General features: G+C 56.0%; 17 protein-coding genes. 10 read left to right on the top strand and 7 right to left on the bottom strand.

The annotated features are described in order from the left end of the window. Window position 1: 1 nt before the first annotated feature. The 5 genes from JNK62_03200 to JNK62_03180 are packed head-to-tail and all read right to left on the bottom strand — an operon-like array spanning window position 2 to window position 3,873. A complete protein-coding gene (locus JNK62_03200; GenBank protein ID MBL8158514.1) occupies window positions 2–1,006 on the bottom strand; it encodes a beta-galactosidase in 1,005 nt (334 codons plus the stop codon). Beyond that, a complete protein-coding gene (locus tag JNK62_03195) occupies window positions 1,003–1,908 on the bottom strand; it encodes a hypothetical protein (protein ID MBL8158513.1) in 906 nt (301 codons plus the stop codon). Before JNK62_03195 ends, JNK62_03200 begins: the two co-directional genes overlap by 4 nt. 4 nt (window positions 1,909–1,912) lie before the next feature. After that, a complete protein-coding gene (locus tag JNK62_03190; GenBank protein MBL8158512.1) occupies window positions 1,913–3,148 on the bottom strand; it encodes a glycoside hydrolase family 1 protein in 1,236 nt (411 codons plus the stop codon). Beyond that, a complete protein-coding gene (locus JNK62_03185; protein MBL8158511.1) occupies window positions 3,141–3,281 on the bottom strand; it encodes a hypothetical protein in 141 nt (46 codons plus the stop codon). Before JNK62_03185 ends, JNK62_03190 begins: the two co-directional genes overlap by 8 nt. A gap of 4 nt (window positions 3,282–3,285) precedes the next feature. Beyond that, entirely contained in the window at window positions 3,286–3,873 is a 588-nt protein-coding gene (locus tag JNK62_03180; GenBank protein MBL8158510.1) for a hypothetical protein, read from the bottom strand. Window positions 3,874–4,081: 208 nt separating this feature from the next. Between JNK62_03180 and JNK62_03175 the strand changes: the two genes are divergently transcribed. Next, window positions 4,082–6,142, top strand: a complete 2,061-nt coding sequence (locus JNK62_03175) for a response regulator (protein ID MBL8158509.1) — start codon at window positions 4,082–4,084, stop codon at window positions 6,140–6,142. 46 nt (window positions 6,143–6,188) lie between these two features. On the opposite strand, the gene JNK62_03170 is transcribed toward JNK62_03175, so the two are convergent. Beyond that, window positions 6,189–7,289 carry a hypothetical protein gene (locus JNK62_03170; GenBank protein MBL8158508.1) on the bottom strand — a complete coding sequence of 367 codons (1,101 nt, stop codon included), beginning with the start codon at window positions 7,287–7,289 and terminating at the stop codon, window positions 6,189–6,191. A 372-nt stretch (window positions 7,290–7,661) separates the two neighbouring features. Here JNK62_03170 and JNK62_03165 point away from each other — a divergent pair, with 372 nt between their 5' ends. From JNK62_03165 to JNK62_03145, 5 genes are all read left to right on the top strand, one after another. Continuing rightward, window positions 7,662–8,336 (top strand): response regulator transcription factor, encoded by a 675-nt coding sequence (locus JNK62_03165; protein MBL8158507.1) that lies wholly within the window; start codon window positions 7,662–7,664, stop codon window positions 8,334–8,336. Beyond that, window positions 8,245–9,399: a HAMP domain-containing histidine kinase gene (locus tag JNK62_03160; protein MBL8158506.1), complete on the top strand. Its 1,155-nt coding sequence runs from the start codon at window positions 8,245–8,247 to the stop codon at window positions 9,397–9,399. Before JNK62_03165 ends, JNK62_03160 begins: the two co-directional genes overlap by 92 nt. Before the next feature lie 540 nt (window positions 9,400–9,939). Beyond that, a complete protein-coding gene (locus JNK62_03155; protein MBL8158505.1) occupies window positions 9,940–11,292 on the top strand; it encodes a nucleotide sugar dehydrogenase in 1,353 nt (450 codons plus the stop codon). Then, complete coding sequence (locus JNK62_03150) at window positions 11,289–12,707, top strand: glycosyltransferase family 2 protein (protein ID MBL8158504.1); 1,419 nt, start codon at window positions 11,289–11,291, stop codon at window positions 12,705–12,707. Before JNK62_03155 ends, JNK62_03150 begins: the two co-directional genes overlap by 4 nt. 3 nt (window positions 12,708–12,710) lie before the next feature. Further along, window positions 12,711–14,339: a polysaccharide deacetylase family protein gene (locus tag JNK62_03145; GenBank protein MBL8158503.1), complete on the top strand. Its 1,629-nt coding sequence runs from the start codon at window positions 12,711–12,713 to the stop codon at window positions 14,337–14,339. Here the strand turns inward: JNK62_03145 and JNK62_03140 are convergent. After that, the gene (locus JNK62_03140) at window positions 14,336–15,199 is read right to left on the bottom strand and encodes a hypothetical protein (protein MBL8158502.1); all 864 of its coding nucleotides are present in this window, start codon (window positions 15,197–15,199) and stop codon (window positions 14,336–14,338) included. The two genes, JNK62_03145 and JNK62_03140, sit on opposite strands and share 4 nt — an antisense overlap. Window positions 15,200–15,384: 185 nt before the next feature. Here JNK62_03140 and JNK62_03135 point away from each other — a divergent pair, with 185 nt between their 5' ends. The 4 genes from JNK62_03135 (at window position 15,385) to JNK62_03120 (ending at window position 18,853) form a co-directional block, all read left to right on the top strand. Then, window positions 15,385–16,221 carry a hypothetical protein gene (locus JNK62_03135; protein MBL8158501.1) on the top strand — a complete coding sequence of 279 codons (837 nt, stop codon included), beginning with the start codon at window positions 15,385–15,387 and terminating at the stop codon, window positions 16,219–16,221. 14 nt (window positions 16,222–16,235) lie between these two features. Further along, complete coding sequence (locus tag JNK62_03130) at window positions 16,236–17,126, top strand: D-alanyl-D-alanine carboxypeptidase family protein (protein MBL8158500.1); 891 nt, start codon at window positions 16,236–16,238, stop codon at window positions 17,124–17,126. Window positions 17,127–17,304: 178 nt separating this feature from the next. Beyond that, the gene (locus tag JNK62_03125; GenBank protein MBL8158499.1) at window positions 17,305–17,976 is read left to right on the top strand and encodes a hypothetical protein; all 672 of its coding nucleotides are present in this window, start codon (window positions 17,305–17,307) and stop codon (window positions 17,974–17,976) included. 133 nt (window positions 17,977–18,109) lie between these two features. Further along, complete coding sequence (locus JNK62_03120) at window positions 18,110–18,853, top strand: hypothetical protein (protein MBL8158498.1); 744 nt, start codon at window positions 18,110–18,112, stop codon at window positions 18,851–18,853. Window positions 18,854–18,879: the final 26 nt, after the last annotated feature.

Here is an 18,879-nt window from a genome sequence, read left to right as displayed (position 1 = left end):
ACTATTGTGCCGCATTCGGGCGGAAGATGCCTCTTGCCTTCTCCCAGAATTCAGGGTGCCCTTTCTGGCGCATGTAGTACCACCATTCGACCCCCCAGAGATACTGCTGCTCGAAGCTGGTCTCTTTGGCATAGGCAAGGATCTCATCGAATTTCGATGCGTCCATCCGCGCGAACTGTTCTTCTATCGAAGCCTGTGCGGTCGGCTCCGTAAGCCATGGTTCCAATGAAAGCTCGATAAGGAACGTCTCCTTCGGTCCGAAGGCGATCTCCATCAGACGCTCCTTCATGCGATACACGATGGGCGGTAGTTTCGTCTTGAATTCGCCAAGCTCAGGATTTGAGAAGTAGATGTACATGCTCGTACCGAACGAATCGCCATGCTTATAGGGCTTCCACCAGAGCCCGAGATTACCGCTATCAGTCACGAGGATCGGCCGATGGGGGTCCAGCCCTTTCACCAGCGCGATTTCTTCCATGAGGAAATCCTCGTCGAGGTCTCCGCAGATCTCATTCGCGAATGCATTGAGGTACGGCTCGTTCTCCACCTGCCAATGCGTGATCGTCGGGTCATTCCGATATCGATCGACGACAAGCGTCAGGTATTGGCGGATCTCTTCTTTCTGCTCTTCCCACGGCATGTATCCCACCCATCGCGGCGTGTGGCACTCCGGCCATCGCGGAAGCCTTCGACCGATCGCAAGGATGACTTTCGCGTCGCGCTTCTTTGCCTCACTCAGCTGGTAATCGAGTGTACTGAAATCATAGTGATCGCGCTCGGGTTCTGTTTCCGGCCAATACGCGGGGATGCGGAATCTCCTGATACCGAGATCATCCAGTGCGGCGCGGTAGACTTCCTTCCAATCCAACCCGAGTTCCTCGGCATGCATCGTACTGAACGACATGCCGTACGAAACGCTCTGCGCGATCGGCTTGACCGTAAAGAACACGAATCCCGCGAAGAGTGCGAGCGCTATCAATGAGATATGGAAGAGAAATCGGATCATATCGGTGCATGGACCGCATAGAGGAGCCCGAGACCGAGTACGATGAGAGAGACGCCGAGCGCACTCTGCCATCCGCCATGTGAGCCGGTCTTTTTGGCCTCGCCGACCGGCATGTACTCGGCAAAGAGGAACGCGAATATGAAAAGGAACACGAACTGCAGCCCCGCAAGCGCATTCACGACTGATACGCTGCCGAGCGAGATCGCGAGCGCCGTCATGACGCCAGCAACTCCGGCAAGCAGCTTGTTGCCGATAACGAGCGCCTTCGTCCCTCCGGATGATTTCCTGCCTCCATGGAGAATTGCGGAACGCCACGCCGGAATAACAAGAAGCACCAGCGCCGCAACGATACACATCGTCCGCGTCCAGAAGAACCCATCAAGGAATGCGGTCTGCAGATACACCAGTTTCGACAGGAACACGGTGAGGCCGAAGAGCGCGCCTGCCGCAAGCGCGAAAAGGAGCGAATGCTTGCGGAAATGGAAATGCGAGATGAGTGCGGTTCCGGCCGCGAGAAGGAGGACCGGGGGGACGAGCGTGCCCGAGATATCCCCTTCGATCCAGATTCCCGCAAGGACGAGGCTCACGATCGCCGATACCGCACCGACAACCGGAGCGACATCCGAGGCACGCGCTGCTTTCAATGCCGCATAGAGACAGTAGATCGCCGCGAGGAACCCGAACGCCTGAGCAAGCGAGAACCCTACGACACCGATGGTCGGCGCGGCAATGAGTCCGAATGGCGCAAGGACGATTACGAAACCTGAAAGCAGGCTTACATAAAACGCATACACGATGGGTTTGCCGATATGCTCCGAGCGCACGAGGATATGCCGGTCGATCAAGACGGTGATCGCCGTTATGAATTGCGCGCCGATCGCGAGTGCGAGCCACGTTGCCACTTCGCTATTCTAGCAAGGCATTGGCATCGATTATTTCCTTATACACGTATGCGGACGGGCGGATCTTCCGCTCAAGGGTTTCGAAATCGATCTCTACGAGGCCGAAACGCTTCTCGAAGCCCTGTGCCCATTCGTAGTTATCCAGGAGCGACCAATACATGTAGCCGCGTACATCAGCCCCTTTCTCGAGGGCTACATGCATACACCGGATGAGGCGCGTAATGTAATCGGCACGGATGCGATCTGTCGCATCGGCAACACCCGCTTCGGAAACCCACAGCGGGAGCTGGTAACGCTTGAGCATCAGGAGCGCATTGCAAAGGCCTTCAGGATACACGTCCCATCCCATATCGGTCTTTTCGTACACTTTCGTATCGCCGAATTTCTTGTGGAGGTAATAATTGACGCCGATCGAATCGCTGTGTCGATATACACGGCGGATGAAACTATGTGTCCAGTGCCAATTCATGAGCGCCGCAAGTATCCGGTTCCGTAACTTGCCATCATGATGGAAGAGTATGACCTGATGCACGAGACCGACCTCACAGCCGAAGGCTGCTTTCTTCATGGCTTTATAGGCAAGGTTATGTGCCCGCACCAGCTGACGTACGATATGGAAATACCTGAAGACATTGCCGATGCTGACGTTTTCATCCGAAAGCCGGTGTCCCGGGATGTATTTGAACCTGTCCATAAGAGGCCATTTCTTGAATGGAGGCCAGCTCCCGCGACGCCAGCCATTCGACGCGAAAACCAGCGGCTCATTCATCGTTGAGAAATGCCGACAATCGTTCCCGAGCTTCTTCGTGACATATTCGCAATACCGCGCAAAGAGTTTCGGTGCGTCAGGATGCTCGAACCCTCCCTTATCCGCGAGCCACTGCGGCAGCGTGAAGTGCCAGAGCGTTATGAACGGCTTGAGGCGACGTGCACGCAGCGCAGAAAGGACCACGCGGTAATGCTCGATCTCCGCATCATCGAATCTTCCCTCTTCAGGCTCGATTCGGGCCCATTCCACGGAGATGCGGTGGCAGTTATGCCCCAACTCCACTGCGATATCGAAATCCTCCTCGTAACGATTGTAGTGATCGCACGCCCGACCGCATTTCGGAACCTTCCCTTCCCGTGCCGCCTGCGCCCAATCGGTCGTTTCTATACCTCCCTCGACCTGATAGGCAGCGGTTGCTGCGCCCCAGTAAAAACCCTCGGGAAATTGTCGTGTTTTTCCTTGGTCACGCATATTTTTCTGCTGAAAAATTGCGCGACCACACATAAATCGCTGCTGCGATTTTGTGCGGTCCCGGCTCGGACCAGTCCTGCGCCCTTGCGAAAGCGCACTGCGCTTTCTCACCCGCCTCGCGCCATTTTTTCATATCCCTATTCTACGACAGGAAGTCCCCCGAAATCGGTCTTTTGCACTTCTGTGTAGAGCGGATTCTTTTTCAGTGCGGGTTTGCCGTCTTTCTCGATGACGTAATACGCGAATCCATGCATCTGTTTGACCATCTCGTAGTCAGCATGTCCCGGCATAGATACCGGATCCTTGTCGCCGAAGTTGACCGGTGAATCATCGGCGGTGACGAAATACGTCTTCCCGATATTCACAGCAAGATGACCGTGTCCTGGTGGCATATATACGGAATCCCCCGGCTTTACCACGATGGCTCGGAACAATTCAACTCGATCAGCCTGATGCGCCCCGTTGTCCTCGACGAGCTTCTGCTGGAGGATGACTCCTTCGCCGAAAAGTACCCAATAGGTCTCGTCCAATTGGCCGATGTGATAGTGACCATACGTCTTGATGTATTCCCCGCTGATGGTCCCTGGTTCCCATACGGTTATATTCTTCCGATCAGTGCCTCCGCGGATCATGTAGTAATGCACCGAAGGACCCACCCCCGCCGGATCCATCAGGACTTCGACCATCTTGTCGTGCGGCCGCACCGCCAGATGTTCTTGTGACATCTAGTGAGTATACCTTACCTCCCCCCAAGAGACCGTATGTAATTCCGGCCTGAGAACCTCGCGCAGCGAATATGCCGCTCCCACGACCCATCGCAGTAGATGTCGACCGCACGTTCTCAGTAACATTGAGTTCGAGGGGCGGAATTACACACGGTCTCGACCTCCTCTTCATGAAGCGTTCACTCTAAAAATCTACAATCCTATATTTATGGCTGCTATCCGCGCGAAGTATCTGCCTTCGGGAAAACGCGAATGGCTGATAGCTCTGGTCATTTTCGGAGCATTCCTCGCATCATCCCAACTCAGTCGCTATCTTTTCTTCTCCCCCGCGGTCATTTCACCTGCAGCGGGCGTCGGGCTCGCCGGGCTCGTCCTCGGCGGCCTTACGATGTGGCCGGCGATCTATCTTGCCTCGCTCACGAACCTCATCATCAACGGTTCCTCAGCAATCTCGATGATCGGATTCCCGATCGTGAACACGATACAGGCGCTCGCCGGTGCCTATCTTCTTAAAAAAGCAGGATTCGATCCTCTCTTCGGTCGACGACGTGATGTCTTTACGTTCATGTCGATCTCGCTCATTATCTCGATGATACTCCCGAGCGCCGGCTTCGGAATCCGTGCCATCGACATGTGGCTGGGCGACGCCTTGCCGCTCACGGTGACCTGGGGCACGTGGTGGGCGGGAACGCTGCTCAGCATGTTGGTCGTAGGATCCTTCCTCATCCGCTGGATAGGTAAACCGCGCCTGCATCCCCGCACGAGGGCACAAACTGCTGAGATAGTGATCGCCCTTGTTCTGCTCACAGGAATTACGATACCGCTTTTCTGGACCGATAACGTCCGATTCGCGGGTGTTTCTTTGGTCTACTTCCTCCTTATCCCGCTCTTTTGGATCGCGCTCCGCCTGGGACCTCGACTGATGACCGCGGCGCTCCTCTTCGTAACCGTGAATGCCATCGCGGGAGTACTCTACGGGCCGCACGCGATTGCACCGGAGCAGATGGGTGTTCGTATATTCAATGTCGAGATATTCCTCAACATCATCACGGTGATTTTCTTCGTTCTCGTCGGTATCGAAGAAGAACGCAAGACCATCAATACCATGCTCCGCACCCATGTCGGCCGTCTCGAGGATGCGCTTGCGCAGCTCAGTCACCAGAATCAGGCAAAAAGCGAATTCCTCGCCGTCTTGGCGCACGAGCTTCGCAATCCGCTCGCACCGCTTCTCTCCACGGTCGAACTCCTCAAGCTCAAACGCGGCGATGAGGGTGATCCCGAGGAAACACGGATGCTCAGTGCCGCCGAAGAGCGTGTACGGACCATGGGACATCTGCTCGACGATCTCCTCGATATGTCCCGTATCACGCAGGCTACCTTCGAACTCAAGCGCGAAGATGTCGAACTGAGACCTGCGGTGGAAAAAGCGATCGAGATCGCGAAGCCGCTCATGGATCTCCGGCAGCATCGGATAGAAACGGATATGCCCGACGGGAAGATCTGGATGCATGTCGATCCGGTGCGATTTGAACAGATGCTCGTGAACCTCCTCACGAACGCCGCGAAATACACTGAGCGCGGCGGGACGATCGAAGTCATTGCGCATCGCGAAGACAGCGGCCTCGCCGTTGCGGTGCGTGACAACGGGATCGGCATCCAGCCTGAGATGCTCGATCGTGTATTCGAACCGTTCCAGCAAGTCCCCTCGAAACGCACCAGCGGCCTCGGCATCGGACTCTCCGTCGTACGGAAGTTAGCGGAAATGCACGACGGCTCGATTACGGCGGAAAGCCGGGGTCTCGGCAACGGAAGTACGTTCACCTTGCACCTACCGGCAAGCGCCGTGCATCTTTCAATCTCACCTCTGACAGCTCGCGCACCCGAACGACCACTGGTGTCGAGCTCGTTCAAGATCTTGGTCGTCGACGACAATACCGAAGCAGCGCAGGGTCTCGGGAAGCTGCTTACGTTACGAGGACATGAGGTGAAGCTCGCCTTTGCCGGCGCTGACGCCATCACCGTTGCGCGACGCGAAGCGCCGCATATCATCCTCTTGGATATCGGTCTTCCGGACATGGATGGGTACGAGGTTGCTCGCAATCTCCGCGAAGAAGAGACTGATTCCGCACTCATCGCCCTTACCGGCTACGGACAGGACGAGGATAAACAACGCGCGAAGAGTGCCGGATTCGATTACCACCTCACCAAGCCCGTCGGACTCGCTGAGATAGAAGGAGTATTCGCACACATCGAGAAGGCTCGTGCATAGCAAAAGCCCCGCGAATGCGGGGCTTTTGAAGTATCAGCGCGTTGGATTACGCGATACGACGACGCAAGAGGATGGCACCGAGTACGATCGCGATCGCGGAAGCCGCGAGGACCATAAGGTTGCCGGTCTCTCCCAAGCCGGTGTTCGGTGCGCCGGGGATCATCGGACCACCGGTTACCGGTGCGCTATCGGAGATAAGCACGCTACCGGATGTCGGACCGGCATTGCCGCTTGAAGTCGTAGCCGTTGTCGGCGTTACCGTCGTGGAAGAACCGGAAACGGTTGCCGGAATGGCACTTGGCGTGACGCTCACGAGCACGGTGCCACCGGACGGAGCTGAGCTCGAGATATCACACGTCAAGACGACCGAAGTCGAATTCCCTGCAGAGACCACCAACGGACTATCCAACGTGATCACGTTCGAACCGGAGATCACCGTCGGAATGTTATTCCCGCTATTAAGCGCGGTACCGAGGTTACCCAACGGTCGTACGCGACAGTCGCTCACCGAGCCTGCGGTTGCGCCTCCCGCGAACGAGAGACTGATCGGGAGTGAAGAGAGCTGTACCGATGAGTTTGAGTTCGATGCACTGAACGATATCACCGCCATCGGAGCGTCCTGCGCACCCGGACGGACGACCGGAGTCGTGCCGAGAGCCACGCTGAGTGCGGCTCCGGTTGGATTCGAAGTCGAACCCGAGAGCGTCGGCGTGCCTGCCGCGAACTGATAGGTAGCACCAGAGGCGATATTGCCCGCAGTGTTACAGCGGACCGTGAAGCTTGCGGATTGGTTACCACCGAGCTGGAACGGCGGGTTGAACGTTACGGTCTGGGTGCCGTTCGAGAGATTGGTAAGGCCGCTCGCGGCAAGGGCCGAACCGTTCGATGAATAGACCTGACACGATGAGAGATCGGACGGATTTCCCCCGGACTGGGTCGTAAGAGTAAGCGGGATTGATGCGATGTTAGCCTGAGCGCTCTGATTCGAGACGAGCGTGAACGAGCCGAGTGTCACCGCTGATGCGTTCGCCGATGGCGAGACAGTCGAGCCCTGATTCGATACCGTGACCGGTACCGACTGCGCTGCCGCAACGCCGGCGGTCATCATGAGTGCTGCGATCGTTGTAGATGCTATGCGTGATTTCATAGATGAGTGATTGATAACCGATAATAGGTACATGCCACGGTTGCGCGTGGTACCTAGGATTATGAAGAGGCGGGATTAAGCGGGAGTGAAGCGTGAGACGGGGGTGGGGCCCCGTCGCAAGGCCGGAAGCGCTTGGCGCCGAGGCGGGGTCGCGCAACATCGCAGCAGCGATGCATGCGTGATTGGGCATGATGCCATAAAATCCTTATTTTAAGCCATTGTAAGACCTATCCCCCTCCCCCGTCGTTAGATGAAGAGGTTCTTCATGAAAGCTTAATCAGTGCCGGTATATGGTTAGACCAGTGAGTTCGGCGCTCTTATGAAGGTCATGACGCCGTGCAGTGCGCGTTAGCAACCCTAAATCACTACCATATGAAGATACTCATAGTCGAAGACGAGAAGAAACTGGCTGATGCGCTCGCCCGCGGCCTCACCCTTAAGGGCTACAGCGTCGACACTATCGATGATGGCAAGAAGGCGCTCACGCGCATCTCCCTCCATCGTAATGACTACGATCTCATAATCCTCGACCTCATGCTCCCTTCCATGGATGGCCATGAGATCTGCAAAGGCGCCCGTGAGATGGGCGTCACCGTGCCGATCCTCATCCTCACCGCACGCAATGAGACCGATAAGAAGGTAGATCTGCTTCTTTCAGGCGCCGACGACTACCTCGTAAAGCCGTTCTCATTCGAAGAACTCTCTGCGCGTGTCCATGCCTTGCTCCGTCGTCCGAACGAAGCAGTGCCCGATGTCCTGAAGGTCGATAACGTGGAATTGAATCCCGTCGAGCGCACCGTCCTTCGCGATGGCAACGAGATCCCGCTCACTCTTAAGGAGTTCGGGCTCCTCGAGTACTTCATGCGCCACCCGAATCAGGTGATCAATCGCGAGGACCTTCTTTCTCACTTATGGGATTTCAATTATGAGTCGTTCAGTAACGTCGTCGATGTTCATGTCAAGAATCTTCGAAGGAAGCTTGCTCAAGGAGGAGATCCAAGCATATTGGAAACGGTTCGCGGCATCGGTTACCGGCTTCGCGGATAAGTACCAGTTCGATCCGTTCCTGCGTACGCAGATCAACGTGATCGGGATGCTTGTCGCGTTTTCGGTCTTCCTGCTCGCCCTCATCGGGATCTTGGTGGATTATCTCTACCACGATATCTCGCTGGCGATCGTCACCGGTGTCCGCGACAGCATCCTCATGGGTGGCGGAAGTTCCGGCAGCGTGCCCGCCTTGGAGGACATCCGATCGGACAATCTTTCAGCCATCGCCGTCATAACGGCCACCGCCACCGTCGCCTTCGGCTACCTTCTCACCCGCGTCGCGCTCTCCCCTACGCGAAATGCGCTCTCGTCGCAGAAGCAATTCATCGGTAATATCGCCCACGAGCTGCGCACACCGCTCTCCATCATCAAGACGAACACGGAAGTCACTCTCCTTGGCGAGACCGTCTCATCGGAAACCCGCAAGACGCTCGAGAGCACCGTTGAAGAGCTGGATCGTCTTTCAGACATCATCAATAATCTTCTCTCGCTCTCGGCCTCCGTGCGACCGGAACGCATCGAATTCAAACCGATAGACGTCGGCAGCGTGATCGGGGATGTCGTCCGCAAACTAGACGGACTCGCGAAGCTCCGGAACCTCGAGGTAAGTACGAAGGTGGCACAGTCATGCTACGTGCTGGGCAACTACTCTGCTCTCGAGCAGATCCTGACCAATCTGGTTAAGAACGCCATCAATTACACCGCGCGCGGCGGTACGATCTCCGTTGTCGCCGAGCAGATCGGCGCATCGCATGTAGAAATCGTCGTCAACGATTCCGGGGCAGGCATTGCACGGCAAGATCTCTTCCACATCTTCGAGCCGTTCTATCGGGCGGAGCCGTCACGTAACCGCGCAAAAGGCGGCTCAGGACTCGGTCTCGCCATCGTCTCCGAATTAGTGCGCCTCCATCACGGCAAGATCACCGTCCGCAGCGCGGTCGGTCGCGGAACGACCGTGGTTGTCTCGCTTCCGCTCGCGGCGATTCCGGAACCAGCACCGTCACTGCGTGATAAGAACTTCTTCGACGAAGTCGCGGTCGACTATTCCCATCGCAAGATCTGAAATATGAAGGAAATCCGAAATCTTTCATGTTCAATTCATCGCTCCTCGATAGCATGATCGTAGTTTGGTTCTTTACCCGCGCGCCCGCGCCTATCTGGGCTTGGGCGTGCGGGTAGACGGCCCGCCTGAGCGCGGTCCATAACAAGCTGCAAAGTTAGAAATGCACGAAGCAAAACTTCGGTAATGAATAGGGATATGGAGTCTGAGGGAGAGACATCCCTGAATGTGAGGGAATGAGCCGGGAGGGCTGTACGCACGAGTGCGACGGCCCTCCCGGCGCGTCGGGGTTGTTGCACACCCCTCCTTGAGAACCCTCGGTTCTCAACGGTCGACTACGCTTCGCTCGCCGACCTGCTCTCCGACACGGGAAAACTACAGTTTTCCCGACCCCTTTCGCCGCCAGCTGCGCCGGCATCCAGCTCGTAACCCGAAATCTCACACAGCACTCATGAAGTAATTGATGTGCGTCGTGATCGTCATCACGAGTAACGGGCAGCTTGTATTACAAGCTCATTTCTCCGCATATGTGCGCGCACTACCATGATACAAAAGACCCTCGAACCGATTCCGCATACTGAAGATCGGACATCCGTAGCATCCCCTTCCTCGCATGAGACCACTACCATCGCCGTCATCGGCCTCGGGTATGTCGGCTTGCCACTCGCCATCCGTGCCGCAACACGTGAATTCCCGGTCATCGGGTTTGATATCGATACCCGGAAGATAGAATCCATCCGCAGCGGCGATGTCGCGTATATCACCCCCGAGGAACAAGCAGAGCTCGCACGCACGAAGATACTCACCGCGACCATGAGTGAATCGAAGCTCAAGGAAGCAGATGTATTCATCATCTGCGTACCGACACCGGTGAACGGATATGAACCGGATCTTGCTCCGCTGGAAGGTGCATCACATATCGTCTCGAAAGCCCTCCGCCGCGGGAATCTCGTCATCGTCGAATCGACCGTGAACCCCGGCGCATGCGAAGAAGTCGTCCTTCCGATATTGGAAAAGAGCGGTCTCAAGGTCGAGCGTGACTTCTACCTCGCGCACTGCCCGGAACGCATCAATCCCGGAGATTCGAAGTGGGCGGTCGGCAGCATTCCGCGCGTCATCGGCGGCGCAGGTCCCGCATCGCTTGAGAAAGCGCAAGCGCTCTATGAGCAGCTCGTCGATGCTCAGATACTGCCGCTGAACACCCTCAAGGAGGCCGAGGCCGTGAAGATGGTTGAGAATGCATTCCGCGACATCAATATCGCGTTCGTGAACGAGCTCGCGATGGCGTTCGACCGCGCGGGCATCGATCTCGTCAATGTCATCCGCGGTGCTTCCACGAAACCCTTCGCGTTCATGCCCCACTTCCCGGGTGCCGGCGTCGGCGGCCACTGCATTCCGGTAGACCCGTACTATCTCATCCGTTACGGAGAGAAGAACGGCTTCATGCATCGATTCCTCATCACGGCACGCTCGATCAACAACCGCATGCCGCATTACACGGTCAGCATGCTCTCGAAGGCCCTGCGTCGGAAGCGTAAGCAGCTTTCCCGCTCGACCGTCGCCCTCCTCGGTGTGGCGTACAAACGCGATGTGCCGGACATGCGTGAGAGCCCTGCTGAAGCCATCCGCGACATCCTCGAGAAACGCGGGGCGGTCGTCCGTATCTACGACCCGCATGTCCCCGAGCATTCCACCGTTGATTCGCTGGAAGAAGCCTTACAGGATGCCGATGCGGCGCTCATCGCGACCGATCACAGCGAATTCCGCACGCTCACCCCGTTCCACTTCATGCGCAGCGGCGTCGGCATCGTCATCGATGGACGCAACTGCCTGCGAAAAGAAGATTTCCTCGAAAGCGGCGTGCACTACTCCGGCATCGGACGCGCAACGCTATGAATCTGGGGACGCCGACATTACACGCGCAAGGCCTGCGACGTATTGCTTCCACGCCGCCATCGGTAGCCATTTCTCCCGTGCATCAGGTAACGATTCCTGAGATGCGCAAAGGAACCCCCGCACCCCTGCCCGCAGCGATAGCACCACGCACGCGCTGGCAAAAGCTCACCGGCGATCTTGGTCCGTGGTTCCTCTTCTTCGCATCCATCTACGTCATCCTTCTCCTGAAAGTGATCACCTTCCACTCGTTCTACGACCACCTATTCTTCGGCTTCTACAGCATCCTCATCACGAGTTACATCCTTTCCCGATTCATCTTCGCGTACTTCAAGAAACCCGTAGCGGCGGACCTCACCTATCAACCATCGGTCACCTTCGTCGTACCGGCAAAAAACGAGGAAGAAAATATCGCCGAAACCATCCGCCGGTTCGGCATGATCAACTACCCCCGCGAGAAGCTTGAAGTCATCCTCATCAACGACGGCTCGACCGACGCGACGCTTCCGGAGATGTGGCAGGCTGCCGATGAGATCTGTGATCGTGTCGGACGGGTTGAGATCGTCGAATGGGATCACAACCAAGGCAAGCGTGCCGGCATGGCCGCGGGTGCCCAGAAAGCCTCGCATGACATCGTCGTATTCATCGATTCGGACAGCTTCGTCGAACCGGACGCCATCACGCATCTCGTGAAATATTTCGCCGATCCCGAAGTCGGTGCGGTTTCGGGACACACCGATGTCTACAACCAGGACACGAATCTCCTTACGCAGATGCAGGCGATCCGCTACTACATCTCATTCAAGGTCTATAAAGCGGCGGAAAGCGTCTTCGGCACCGTCACCTGCTGTCCGGGCTGTTGCAGCGCCTATCGACGCTCGTACCTCATGGAATTCATCGATGAGTGGCGTCATCAGAAATTCCTCGGAGCCGAATGCACCTTCGGCGACGATCGCTCGCTGACGAATTTCATGATCCGCAAATACCGTGCCGTCTACTCCGATGAGGCGAAGGCCTACACGGTCGTGCCCGAGACCTTCGGTAAATACGTAAAACAGCAGCAGCGCTGGAAGAAATCATGGATACGCGAGACCTTCATCGCCTCGACCTTCATGTGGAAGAAGAATCCGATCGCGGCGATCTCGTTCTATTCCTACGTGTTCCTCGCGTTCGCTTCCCCGGTCGTCTTCTTCAGGGCTCTCGCGTGGTATCCCATCGCGGAGCGCCAGTGGCCGGTGGTCTATCTCATCGGGCTCTTCCTCATGCTCATACTCCACGGCGTCTTCTATCGCCTCCAAGTCGGTAAGCGCAAGTGGTTCCTCGCCATCTGCAGCTTCTGGTTCAATTCCGTAGTCCTCATGTGGCAGCTGCCGTGGGCAGCACTTACGCTCCGCGACTCACGCTGGGGCACCCGATAACCTATGTACCTGGATCTCTCGGCACGAAAAGTAGCCACCGTCATAAGCATCGTCGCGGTCTTGTTCCTGTTCGTGTATTCGACCTACGCGGCAAAGATGGATCTCTTCGGTACGACACCCTTCTTCTACACCATCAACGTCGGCTCGAAGTACGCGCTTGAATCCCTTATGGCCGGTGTCGCGAAAAACCGCCTCTTTGCAGGCGCGGCGGGAGCCTTCGGTTTCGACACCCACGAAGAGCAGGCCTCGGGACGCAGCGCCTCTTCGATTCCCGTACTCACCTACCACCGCGTAGTCGACGACGCGAATGATGTGAACAACATCACGGTTTCGCGTTTCCGCGACCAGATGACGACACTCAAGGATGCCGGTTGGCAGGCGGTGAGCCTGCAGGATTTCGAAGCGTTCATGCGCGGCGAGAAGGAGTTGCCTGAAAAGTCGTTCCTCCTCACCTTCGACGATGGCGCAAAGCAGAGCTTCTATCCCGTAGATCCCATCCTCAAATCCCTCGGATACAACGCCGCGATCTATATCATCGTGCAGTCATCGTACACACCCGAGAGTACGTACTACCTCTCTCCGGAAGAAATCCGCTGGATGCTGAAGACCGGACGATGGGCGATCGGATCACACTCATATGACGGACACCGCTCGTATCCGACCGATGCGCGCGGCGGTGATGGGATATTCTTTGCCGACCGGATCTGGGACAAGGATGCCGCCCGCATCGAGACGCCCGAGGAATTCACCGCACGTGTGCGGGACGATCTCACCAACGCACGCACAACACTGGAGAACACCTATAACGTGCCGATCGACACCTTCGCGTTCCCGCTCGGAAATGAAACCGGCATCCGCGGAGCGAACAATTTCCCTGAAGGAGCATCCGTTACCGAAGATACCGCGCGCTCCCTCTACGAATGGGGGTTCGTGCAGACGAATAACCAGACATATACGTTCAACTTCCCTCGTACGACGACCGCGACGTTCTCATCCGCATTCCCCTTCACCAACGAACGCCTGAGCGCTGATTTCCTCATACATCGCATCCACGTCGATTACGACTGGGACGGCGCACGGCTTCTTTCCATCATGGAGAACGGCCGCGCCAAGGAATTACCGTATGAGGACGATTTCTCAGAGAGCCGCGGCTGGTTACCGGCATGGGGATCGCTCGAGATGGGACGCAACAACCTTCAGCTCGCGGCTGCTCAAAGCATCACGAGCGCATCGACCTTCCTCGATGGATCAGCGCTCTGGGACAATTACTCCTTCAAAGCCGCGATGAACTGGAACGGCAGCCATGTCTCTGTTCTTGCCGACGTCGTCGACTCGAAGACCTACCATTCATGCGCCTTCTCAGAAGGAGTCGTGCGGCTGCAGCAGACGGTTAACGGCGAAACGACCACGCTCAAGGAAAAACACGATACCCGCATCAGCTACGGCGAGAACGTGCGTCCCGGGATTCGGGTGCATGGCGCCGTCATCGAATGTACGTGGGATTTCGCATCGATCCTGGAGGATTATTCGCGCACCTTCTCGGGAGGCGTAGGTCTGCAGATCTGGGATCCGCAACCAGGAACGGCGCGCGTACAAGTCTCGTCGGTACTCGTGCGCCCGGTCACCGATTAGAGATTCCGGAGATCGAAATCCTCGAACTGGACATCCATGTAATCCGTCCTGATACCTGCATAGCCCTTGTTGGTGAACGGCGCACCGCCGGTACCGCTATCGATCACCGAGAGGATCTGCGTGAAGTTCCCGGTATTGTTCTTGTCGAGATAGAGCTGGATACGCACCGAGCCGTCCGCAAGATTCTCGTATTTCGCGCGGATCCCCATCCATGTATTCGCCGGCATAAGATTCGGATTACTCCATCGATCGTAGTCGGCCTGGCTGCCGAATACCTGCTTCTCACCGAGCGTATGATACGTACCGCCGATCTTCTTCTTGATGACCGCCTCGCCATCTTGTCGGATGCCTGCGTAATAGAGATTGTACTGATCCTTGTAGCGCCCGAAGAGGAAGATCCCGCTGTACCCGTCGCGGTTCGGCGTGTCGGTGAGATTGGTCTTGGTGATCCTGAATTTCACGCTTTCCTGCGCACTCCCCCACTGACTGCGCGTGACGAGCCTGAACGTGTTCTGTGGCATCGTGCCGTTCGCGGTATCGAGCGAATTCATTTTCGCGTACAGTTGCCGAGTAGCATCCACGACCGGAAGCCCTCCTTGCACGGTCATGCCGAGTCCGTTATTGATTTCCATCTTCCCTCCGGAGTTGACCCAGAAATACGGGCTTGAACTATCCCCCATGCTTCCTGCCTCCATCAAGGTGCCAGACTGATTGAAGGTATACCGGAACGGCGATGTGACATTCGCGGCAGAAACCGCATGTGATGAAGTCGGCATGAAGACCGTGATGACGGCCAATGCTATGAATAATGCTGCTGTGCGATGCATGTCGAGCGACATGACCGCTTCCCGTTGCTCCATGTAGTGAATCTTAGTTGGTAGTTGCGAGTACCTATGCGGCTGACTCTTCGGGAATTCTAATTACCCGACTACTACAGACAATTGATTCTCGTTGCATGATGCGTTTTTCATGAAAGCGCGAGCATAGAGATGGCTTAAATACGTATGTTCATGATGCGTTTATCATATTGATATATCGTGACGTGATGCACGGCGCGGCGCTCTATTCACGCAGGACGCTTCCTCGTTCACTCTTTTTCATGCTGATCGGCGTCATCGCATTCGCACTCATGGCGCGGGTCGCGTTCGTGCAGGACAACCATCCGATCCGTGATGAGCCCTTTACCTATTCGTTCCATATCGATGGCACGCTCGAGGAATCGTCGGATTTCTCCACGAGCGGGAGCGACTATTGGTGGCTGGATTCCGGAGGCCGGTTACTCATCGAAGAGGGGGTCGGAAAAACCATCCAAAGAACTTTGCCGCGAGAGGATGCATGGCGGGAGCGCTATGCCGCATCAAGCGCCGAAGATACCGATAGCGGCCGTCATCCGCAGAATCTCTTCCGGCTTCTTACGCAACGCGAATGGGAAGACGTTTCCGTTTCGGCGCGGTTCCGTATCATTACTGACAACGAATCATCGAGTCGCAACCGCAACGAATCAAACGGGTTGCTTCTCATGTCCCGCTACCACGATGGGGACAATCTCTACTATGCGGGCGTGCGTGTCGACGGCCACGCGATCATCAAGAAGAAACGGAATGGGATCTATACGACACTTGCCGAACTGCCCATGTATGCTGGTCCTTACGTAGAGAAGAACCTCATCCCGCACAACGAGTGGATCTCCCTCAAGAGCGAGGTCATCACCCGAGACGGGGGCGTTGAAATCACCCTATCCATGAAGGACGATGCGGATATCTGGCAACCGATCCTGAGCGCCTCGGACACGCAATCCCCCATCCTCGGCACAGGGCACGTCGGCATCCGCACCGACTTCATGGATGTCGAGTTCGATGATTTCCGAGCAGAAAGGATCTGACGTACAATACGCGCGTGCATAAACTCCTCACGCAATACCCTATCTGGACATATGGCGCTGCAGGTCTCGTTCTTGGCGCCCTCATCGGAGCACCGGTGTATGCAGGCATTTCATATGTCCGCGGTTCAACAACAAGGGAAGAACTCGCCGTCTCCCGGAAAGCAGTATCAGAACTGCGGGAGAAATTGGGTAGCGTGGAGGAAGAGCGCGACCAGCTGCAGGAACTCTTACGGAAAGCATCTGATGAAAACGCCGCGTTCGGCAAACGAGTAGAGGAACTGGCTTCAAACGTCAATTTCCTCGACAAGATGTCGAAAACCGATCGTGAACTACTCCAGAAGTATTCGTCCGTGTATTTTTTGAGCGAGAATTTCATACCGGACCCCTTGGTCCCGATTAACGAGGAGATGCTCGCCCGGTCGGGGAGCAATATGATGATCCACGGCAGTGTATTCCCGTTCCTCGAAAAGATGATGGCAGCCGCAGAGCGCGATGGTTTTTCACTTCGCATCCTCTCCTCCTATCGCTCCTTCGGCACACAGAGCTCTCTTAAATCAGGTTACAAGATCACCTACGGCGCGGGCACCGCAAATAAATTCTCCGCTGATCAGGGGTATTCCGAACACCAGCTCGGCACGACCGTGGACTTCACGACGGCGGAGAATCCGACGACGTTAAGCACGTCATTCCGTGATACACCGCACTACAGCTGGCTCATCCGTCATGCGCACGAATACGGCTTCGTGCTTTCCTATCCTGAGGGCAATTCCTTCTTCCAGTTCGAGCCATGGCACTGGCGGTTCGTCGGAGTTGACCTCGCAACACGCCTGTACTACGACAATATGTATTTCTATGATCTCGATCAGCGCGAGATAAACGCCTACCTCGCCCGCATTTTCGATTAGACGCTCCTGAAATAAAGAAACAATAATCTAATGTCGTCAAGTAAGCGGCACAATTCATGAACGTCTTCATATACGTGAGCCATTGCCCCATTAGACGCGTATGCTCGCGATCTAACGGGGTAAAGATCACATTCAACTGCTCTTTCATGATTAGTTGTTAAAAACATTCATTGAAACTATGCACAAGATTGCAACGCTTATTGTTCTTCTTGGTTTAACCGCACAGCCGGCATTCGCTCTTAAGATCGATACCGGTGTCGATGTCTCAGCAGAGGCAGGTACGGAAGAAGGTGCCTACACCACCCTCGAATCCAACGCCACCGTCACTGCTGAAACGGATACCGAGGCGCAGGCAAAGCCTGAGACCGGTGTCGCTGTCGGACCGATCACGATCACCGCATCTGATGTCGATGCAACTCAGGTAACGATCAGCTCGACAGCAGAAGTCGATTCCGAAGCCGACCTCAACTCGTACGCTCGCGGTGTCGTAAAGGCGCATGCCGATATCCGCGATATCGTTCTTTCTGAAACCGAAGTCGCGGTCAGCCATAAGCAGAAGGCACGCCTCTTCGGCATCCTTCCGATCACGGTCTATGCACGCACCCAGGTGACGAGCGACGGCACTATCGAGACGAAATTCCCGTGGTATGCATTCGCAAGCGCGAAGAAGGCGGCGATCGAATCCCGCGTCGCTACCGCCGTCCACACCTCTCTTCCGAACATGACGGCAGAAGCGAACGCCTCGGCGAAATTCTCAGCACAGACGCAGGCTGAAATCCTCGAGAAGACTGTCGCAGCAATGCAGGCAGAAGCTGCAGCAGATGCTGCCGCGAAAGTTTCTACCCAGTAATCGATTCCCCTCCGAAAACAGCCCCGCGTGGGGCTGTTTTCTTTTGAAACATTCCGAAGGAAACGTCAATACACCTCATCTCGTCTTCATAGGTACGAGGGTGCATTTAGCATAGCTACACCCTCTTCAACCTATGACGCATATCTATTCTGTAGGGCGAAGTTCTTATTCATTGCTTGGCGTATTCGCAGTCATTGCTGCGCTCGCGCTCTTCCCGCTTACATCCCATGCGGATAACGGCTCGAAGAAATCGGATAAAGCAGCCACCGGTGTCGAGGTCGTCCTCGGCACGAACGGCAGCGCACTCGTGCGCGGCGCGAAAGTGACGTCGGTTTCCGGCTCCACCATCAACGCGACGACCAATTACGGTTCATCGAAGCTTGATTGGACGGTGAAAACTGATGGCAGTACTGAATTCACCGCACACAAAGGCAGTGCGACCGGTCTTTCTCAGATCGCGGTCGGCGACATCGTCTCCTTCCGCGGATCTATCGATCAGGCGCAGTCCGGCCTCACGGTGAATGCGAAGGTCGTGAAGGATTGGACGCAGCTCGAATCGAATAGATCGATCTCCGGCATCATCACCTCGATCAACGCGACACTCAATTCGTTCACCGTCTCACACGGTAATTCCACCACGACGGTACAGACGAATTCCTCGACAAACTTCGATCTTAACGGCAAAGACGGATCGTTCGCATCGCTCTTCCTCAACGCGAAGGTGAAAGTGAAAGGACTCTTCAGCGCCTCGTCGTCGGTCCTCACTGCATCTGAAGTCGATGTATCCAGCAGCACTCCGAAGCGGGGCTGGGACAATGACGATAAGAAAGAATGGAAGGACTGGATCAAGTCCAAGGTCTGGATGAACTGGCGCTAACCTAGCGCTTTGAACGGCCACACGAC

The sequence above is a fragment of the bacterium genome (assembly GCA_016789445.1).
GTDB lineage: Bacteria > Patescibacteriota > Minisyncoccia > Phycocordibacterales > UBA2100 > UBA10103.
Note: the sequence above shows the minus strand (reverse complement) of the source record. Positions and strands in the feature narration are given on the sequence as shown.